This is a genomic window from Pseudomonas juntendi, assembly GCF_009932375.1.
In the GTDB taxonomy this organism is placed as follows: domain Bacteria; phylum Pseudomonadota; class Gammaproteobacteria; order Pseudomonadales; family Pseudomonadaceae; genus Aquipseudomonas; species Aquipseudomonas juntendi.
The window spans coordinates 1-6097 of record NZ_BLJG01000098.1 but is presented as its reverse complement, the minus strand read 5'-3'; the positions used below and the strand labels follow the sequence as shown (position 1 = coordinate 6097).

The following is a 6097-nucleotide window of genomic DNA, read 5'->3' as shown; positions in this document are numbered from 1 at the left end:
TGTGCGTTGTTTGAACGCCTTGGCGCATGCCTCAATATCGCGCCGTACGAACAAGGCGGTCGCGCGCACCTGGCACAGGGGTTACTGGCCCGAAACAAACGTAGGAGCGAGCGCAGCTCGCGATGCGCCGCGCGGGCGGCGCTCGATCTCACAGGCCCTGCATTTCTTGTGACAAACACCTGTCAGCCCTGACGCGATCCCAGCGGAAGCTGGCTTGCCTGCGACAGGGCCCGCCCAGGCAGCATCTAACAATGGCCAGCCACCGCAGAGTTGGTTAAGGTCAACACACCCCGCATGCCAGGCACTTCCATGGACATCAAGCAGCTCAAGTTCCTCATCGCCCTCGACCAGACCCGCCACTTCGGCCAGGCGGCGGCGCTGTGCCACATCACCCAGCCGACGCTGTCCATGCGCCTGCGCAACCTGGAGGACGAACTGGACCTGGTGCTGGTCAAACGTGGCCAGCGCTTTGAAGGCTTTACCGAAGCCGGCGAGCGCATTCTGGCCTGGGCGCGCACCCTGCTGGCCGCCCACGACGGCCTGCAGGCCGAAGCCGCCAGTTGCCGGGGCCAGGTGGTCGGCAGCCTGCGCCTGGGCACGGTGCCGCTGGCCAGTTTCAACCCCATGCACCTGCTGCTGCCGCTGCGGGAAAAATACCCGGAGCTGCACTTCCAGCTCAGTTCGCTGAGCTCGGAACAGGTCATCGACGGCCTTAGCCGCAACCAGCTCGATCTGGGCATCTGCTACCTGGACCAGGTCAACACCAGCTTCTTTGAAGTGATCGAGCTGGGCATCACCACCATGGGCCTGCTGCATGACACCCGGCACTTCCGGTTTGCCAGCGACAGCTTGCGCTGGGACGAACTCGGCGACATTCCGCTGGGCCTGCTGAGCAAAGGCATGCACTACCGCCAGTCACTGGACCTGAGCTTTCGCAGCCGTGGCCTGGAGCCCAATGCGGTGCTGGAAAGCGATTCGAGCTTCCAACTGATTCAGGCCATCAACACCGGCATGTGCTGCGCGATCATGCCACTGGACTGCGGCCTGGAAGACCTCAGCGAGCACTTGCGCATCCTGCCGGTGGCCGACGCCGCGATCCACAGCCCGGTCGGCCTGCTGCTGCGCCGCAGCGAGCCACGTTCGGCCATTGCCGAGCAGTGCTTTGCCGAGGCGCAGGCACTGTTTCAGGCGGGCTGATCGCTGGTCGCCTGGCGGTATTGGCGCGGCGTAAAGCCGGTCAGTTGCTTGAACTGGCGGCTGAAGGCGCTGTGGTCGGTGTAGCCGCAGCACATGGCCACCTCGGTGATCGGCAATTCTGAATGCAGCAAGCGATGGGCGTGCTCCAGGCGCGCCTTGTGGATCATCTGCCGTGGCGTGAGGTGGAACACCCGTTTGCAATAGCGCTCCAGCTGGGCCACCGAAATGCCCGCGATGCGGGTCAGCTCGCGCATGCTTATCGGCTGGTGAAAGTGCTGGCGGATATGTTCGTCCACCGCGGCCAGGCGCTGGTACGCAGGGTGGCTGTCGGCCGCTGACTGCAGGTCGACCGAGATGCCGACCAGGCCAATGATCTCGCCCGCCTGGTTGTACAACGGGCGCTTGTGGGTCAGGCACCAGCCTGGCTCGCGGCTGCCGTACAGGTGCAGCTCCAGCTGGTCTTCCAGCACCAGGCCCTCCTTCAGCACGCGCCGGTCCTGTTCGGTGTAGCCGGGGCCGAGCTGCGCCGGAAACACTTCGGCGCTGGTCTTGCCCAGCAACGGTTGCAGGCGCTTCAGGCCACAGCGCTGGACCAAGGTGTTGTTGGCCAGCACGTAGCGGGCGGCCGGGTCCTTGATGAAGATCGCAGCGTTGGGGATGGCGTCGAGGATCGGCAGCAGCAGCGAGACACCGGCCAGCAGGGCCTCGAGGGAGGCGGGACGGTGCTGGTCCAGGGAGTGGTAGAGGGGTGCCAGGGGGGTGTCGGTCATCTGCTCGATCTCTGTTGGCTTTGTCGGCCCTTTCGCGAGCATGCCCGCTCCCACAGGTACCTCACAAATCCCGAATCCTGTGCTGTAGCTGTGGGAGCGGGCGAGCCCGCGAAGAGGCCGGCACTACTCACACATACCTACAGCCCTTATACGGTATGGCCTACAGCCTATTCCCCACCCTTGTGGCTGACCACTGCTTTTTCCCAACTGTGCCGATTTCGTCATGCCCCTTGCAGAAAACCATCAAGAACCGCCGCCCCGATCGGTCCACTCTATGCCCCACGCAAGCCGCCCAAGCCCTACAAGAACGCGGCCCGAAAGCCGCACCTGGTGACATCAGACCTGCCTATCCAATAACCAACAAAAAGGCGAACCCATGTCAGGCAAATTCAAGAAACAGTTATCGCTGCTGGACCTCACCTTCATCGGCCTCGGCGCCATTTTCGGCTCCGGTTGGCTGTTCGCCGCCAGCCACGTTTCGGCCATCGCCGGCCCGGCCGGCATCCTCTCCTGGTTCCTCGGCGGCTTCGCCGTGCTGCTGCTGGGCATCGTGTACTGCGAACTGGGCGCCGCCCTGCCCCGCGCCGGTGGCGTGGTGCGCTACCCGGTGTACTCGCACGGCCCGCTGCTGGGCTACCTGATGGGCTTCATCACCCTGATCGCCTTCTCCAGCCTGATCGCCATCGAGGTGGTCGCTTCGCGCCAATATGCTGCCGCCTGGTTTCCCGAACTGACCATGGCCGGCTCCAGTGACCCCACCGTGCTTGGCTGGCTGGTGCAGTTCGCCTTGCTGGGGCTGTTCTTCTTCCTCAACTACCGCAGCGTGAAAACCTTTGCCAAGGCCAACAACCTGATCAGCGTGTTCAAGTTCATCGTGCCGCTGCTGGTGATCGGCGTGCTGTTCACCTTCTTCAAGCCGCAGAACTTCACCGTGCAAGGCTTTGCCCCCTTCGGTTTGTCTGGCGTGGAGATGGCCGTATCGGCCGGTGGCATCATCTTCGCCTACCTGGGCCTGACACCGATCATTTCGGTGGCCAGCGAAGTGAAGAACCCACAGCGCACCATCCCGATCGCACTGATCCTGTCGGTGCTGCTGTCCACCGCCATCTACGCCTTGCTGCAACTGGCCTTCCTCGGCAGCGTACCCACCGAAATGCTGGCCAACGGCTGGGCCAGCGTAACCAAGGAACTGGCCCTGCCCTACCGTGATATCGCCCTGGCATTGGGGGTGGGTTGGCTGGCCTACCTGGTGGTGGCCGACGCCGTGATCTCGCCCAGTGGCTGCGGCAACATCTACATGAACGCCACCCCACGGGTGATCTATGGCTGGGCGCAAACCGGCACCTTCTTCCGCTACTTCACCCGTATCGACGCCGAGTCCGGCATCCCGCGCCCGGCGCTGTGGCTGACCTTCGCGCTGTCGGTGTTCTGGACCCTGCCCTTCCCGTCGTGGGAGGCGCTGATCAACGTGGTGTCCGCAGCCCTGGTGCTGAGCTATGCCGTGGCCCCGGTCAGTGTCGCCGCGCTGCGCCGCAACGCCCCCGAGATGCCGCGCCCGTTCCGGGTGAAGGGCATGGCGGTGCTGGGCCCCCTGTCGTTCATCATCGCCGCACTGATCGTGTACTGGTCGGGCTGGAATACCGTGTCCTGGCTGCTGGCCCTGCAAATCGTGATGTTCGTGCTGTACCTGGTATGCAAACGCTTCGTACCGACCCAGCACCTGTCGCTGGCCCAGCAAGTGCGCAGCTCGGCGTGGCTGATCGGCTTCTACGCGGTGACCATCCTGTTGTCCTGGCTGGGCAGCTTCGGCGGCCTGAGCGTGCTTGGCCACCCATTCGACACGGTGGCGGTGGCTGTCAGTGCGCTGGGCATCTACTACTGGGGTGCCGCTACCGGCGTGCCTGCCCACCTGGTACGCCTGGAAGGCGAGGACGAAAGCGAAGCCAGCCAAGAGCCGCTGGCAGGCCAACGCCCGGCCGCGCTGGCTGGGTGAAGGCTACTGGCCCTATCGCCGGCAAGCCAGCTCCCACAGGGGCTGCGCTGCCCCTGAGGCGCATGCAATCGCAATACCCCTGAGGCCAATGCAATACCTGTGGGAGCTGGCTTGCCAGCGATGAGGCCCGCACCAGCAGCACATGACCATACAGATCAAACAAGGGACAGGCCCATGAAACAGATTCACGTCATCGACTCCCACACCGGCGGCGAGCCTACCCGCCTGGTGATGCAGGGCTTCCCGCAACTGCATGGCCGCAGCATGGCCGAGCAGCGCGACGAACTGCGCGAGCTGCACGACCCGTGGCGCCGGGCCTGCCTGCTGGAGCCACGCGGCAACGATGTGCTGGTGGGCGCGCTGTACTGCCCGCCAGTGTCTGCCGACGCCACCTGCGGGGTGATCTTCTTCAACAACGCCGGTTACCTGAACATGTGCGGCCACGGCACCATCGGCCTGGTCGCTTCGCTGCAGCACCTGGGCCTGATCGCACCCGGCGTGCACAAGATCGACACCCCGGTCGGCCAGGTCAGCGCCACCTTGCATGAAGACGGCGCCGTCACTGTCGCCAACGTGCCCGCCTACCGCTACCGCCAGCACGTGGCGGTGGACGTGCCCGGGCATGGCGTGGTGCATGGCGACATCGCCTGGGGTGGCAACTGGTTCTTCCTGGTTGCCGAACACGGCCAGCGCATTGAACTGGATAACCGCGAGGCCCTGACCGCGTACACCTGGGCCATGCTCAACGCCCTGCAAGCGCAAGGCATCACCGGCGAGCACGGCGCGCCCATCGACCACGTCGAGCTGTTTGCCGACGACGCCAACGCCGACAGCCGCAACTTCGTGATGTGCCCCGGCAAGGCCTACGACCGCTCGCCCTGCGGCACCGGCACCAGCGCCAAGCTGGCCTGCCTGGCGGCCGACGGCAAGCTGGCCGAGGGCCAGACCTGGGTGCAGGCCAGCATCACCGGCAGCCAGTTCCAGGGCCACTACCAGCGCGACGGCGAGCGGATTCGCCCGTTCATCACCGGCCGCGCCTACATGACCGCCGACAGCACCCTGCTGATCGACGAACAGGACCCATTCGCCTGGGGCATCTGAACCCCGCCTTTTGACCCACCCGAATTTCGCCAGGAGTAACTTGCATGAACAACAACATCTTCACCGGCACCATGCCCGCCCTGATGACCCCGTGCACCGCCGAGCGCAAGCCGGACTTCGACGCGCTGGTGCGCAAAGGCCGTGAACTGATCGAGGCCGGCATGAGCGCCGTGGTGTACTGCGGCTCGATGGGCGACTGGCCGCTGCTGACCGAGGCCCAGCGCCAGGAAGGCGTGGCACGCCTGGTGGGCGCCGGCATCCCGACCATCGTCGGCACTGGCGCGGTGAACACCCGCGAGGCGGTGGCGCATGCCGCCCACGCCGCCAAGGTTGGCGCCGCCGGGCTGATGGTCATCCCCCGCGTGCTTAGCCGCGGGGCCTCGCTGATCGCCCAAAAACACCACTTCTCGGCCATTCTCGCCGCGGCACCGAAGCTGCCGGCCGTGATCTACAACAGCCCCTACTACGGCTTTGCCACCCGCGCCGACCTGTTCTTCGAACTGCGCAGCGCATACCCCAACCTGATCGGTTTCAAGGAGTTCGGCGGTGGCGCCGACCTGCGCTACGCCGCCGAACACATCACCTCCAAGGACGACGACGTGACCCTGATGGTCGGCGTCGATACCCAGGTGGTGCATGGCTTCGTCAACTGCAACGCCACCGGTGCCATCACCGGCATCGGCAACGCCCTGCCGCGTGAAGTGCTGCAACTGGTAAACCTGAGCAAGCAGGCGGCCAAGGGCGACGCCCGCGCCCGCCGCCTGGCGCGTGAGCTGGAAGCGGCGTTGGCGGTGCTGTCGTCGTTCGATGAAGGCTGCGACCTGGTGCTGTACTACAAGCATTTGATGGTGCTCAACGGCGATCGCGAGTACAGCCTGCATTTCAACGAGACCGACGCGCTGACCGACGCCCAGCGCAACTATGCCGAGCAGCAGTACGCCCTGTTCCGCACCTGGTACGCCAGCTGGTCGGCCGAGCAGAACCTGGCCTGACGTATGGCCTGCGCGGTCTCTTGTAGGAGCGGGCGTGCCCGCGA

At 65.2% G+C, this 6097-nt stretch carries 6 protein-coding genes; 5 read left to right on the top strand and 1 reads right to left on the bottom strand.

The window, feature by feature from the left end; all coding sequences use genetic code 11:
- Together GYA94_RS27920 and GYA94_RS13985 are read left to right on the top strand one after the other, a co-directional pair.
- A partial coding sequence (locus GYA94_RS27920) for a hypothetical protein (protein ID WP_218031599.1) occupies nt 1-192 on the top strand: 192 nt, incomplete at its 5' end.
- A 117-nt stretch (nt 193-309) separates the two neighbouring features.
- A complete protein-coding gene (locus tag GYA94_RS13985; protein WP_047150280.1) occupies nt 310-1197 on the top strand; it encodes a LysR family transcriptional regulator in 888 nt (295 codons plus the stop codon).
- Here GYA94_RS13985 and GYA94_RS13980 read toward each other — a convergent pair.
- On the bottom strand, nt 1185-1967 hold the full coding sequence (locus GYA94_RS13980) for an AraC family transcriptional regulator (RefSeq protein WP_161892519.1): 783 nt from the start codon (nt 1965-1967) through the stop codon (nt 1185-1187). The genes GYA94_RS13985 and GYA94_RS13980 overlap by 13 nt on opposite strands.
- Before the next feature lie 376 nt (nt 1968-2343).
- Here GYA94_RS13980 and GYA94_RS13975 point away from each other — a divergent pair, with 376 nt between their 5' ends.
- The 3 genes from GYA94_RS13975 (at nt 2344) to GYA94_RS13965 (ending at nt 6053) form a co-directional block, all read left to right on the top strand.
- A complete protein-coding gene (locus tag GYA94_RS13975; RefSeq protein WP_161892518.1) occupies nt 2344-3960 on the top strand; it encodes an APC family permease in 1617 nt (538 codons plus the stop codon).
- Between the two features lie 174 nt (nt 3961-4134).
- Nucleotides 4135-5061: a 4-hydroxyproline epimerase gene (locus GYA94_RS13970; protein ID WP_144187857.1), complete on the top strand. Its 927-nt coding sequence runs from the start codon at nt 4135-4137 to the stop codon at nt 5059-5061.
- Nucleotides 5062-5105: 44 nt separating this feature from the next.
- Complete coding sequence (locus GYA94_RS13965; RefSeq protein WP_110677855.1) at nt 5106-6053, top strand: dihydrodipicolinate synthase family protein; 948 nt, start codon at nt 5106-5108, stop codon at nt 6051-6053.
- Nucleotides 6054-6097: the final 44 nt, after the last annotated feature.